Source organism: Pelorhabdus rhamnosifermentans (assembly GCF_018835585.1).
GTDB classification, from domain to species: domain Bacteria; phylum Bacillota; class Negativicutes; order UMGS1260; family UMGS1260; genus Pelorhabdus; species Pelorhabdus rhamnosifermentans.
The window spans coordinates 1-506 of sequence record NZ_JAHGVE010000100.1 but is presented as its reverse complement, the minus strand read 5'-3'; the positions used below and the strand labels follow the sequence as shown (position 1 = coordinate 506).

Here is a 506-nt window from a genome sequence, read left to right as displayed (position 1 = left end):
GTTACTTTTGTATTGTCTGTTGGATCAATTACTGCCGTAATACTTGGAATATCAGACGGCGGTGCATCTTTGCCTGTTATATATAAACTTTTAATCGTTCCGGCTGATTGCATCCCACTGCTTGCACTACAGATTTTCACATAATACGTCCTAAGTGGCACGATTGTCGTTATTGTGGACAGCATATTTTGCGTTGACTCAAAATATTTCCAGCTGATTCCATCCTCACAATAATAAACGACAAATTCATCTGCTGACTGACTGCGTTGTAACGTCCATGACACATGCAATAGTGACACATTCGTGCCGTCCTTGGCCCGATAATTTTCTTCTGCTAACGATAAATTACTCACATCATATAGCTTACTTCCTGGCGGCGTATAATCCACAATTTGATAATTCAAATCGCCACTGTAGACGCCTTCGCAATATTCAGCAAGATTTAATTTACATTTCAAATCGCCGTCTCTTTCAACACCAACGAGGCGGAATTTTTTTACTGCTTT

1 protein-coding gene is annotated in these 506 nt (G+C 39.9%); it reads right to left on the bottom strand.

Annotated features, from left to right (window positions below):
- A partial coding sequence (locus Ga0466249_RS25945) for a hypothetical protein (protein WP_215832388.1) occupies positions 1-506 on the bottom strand: 506 nt, incomplete at both ends.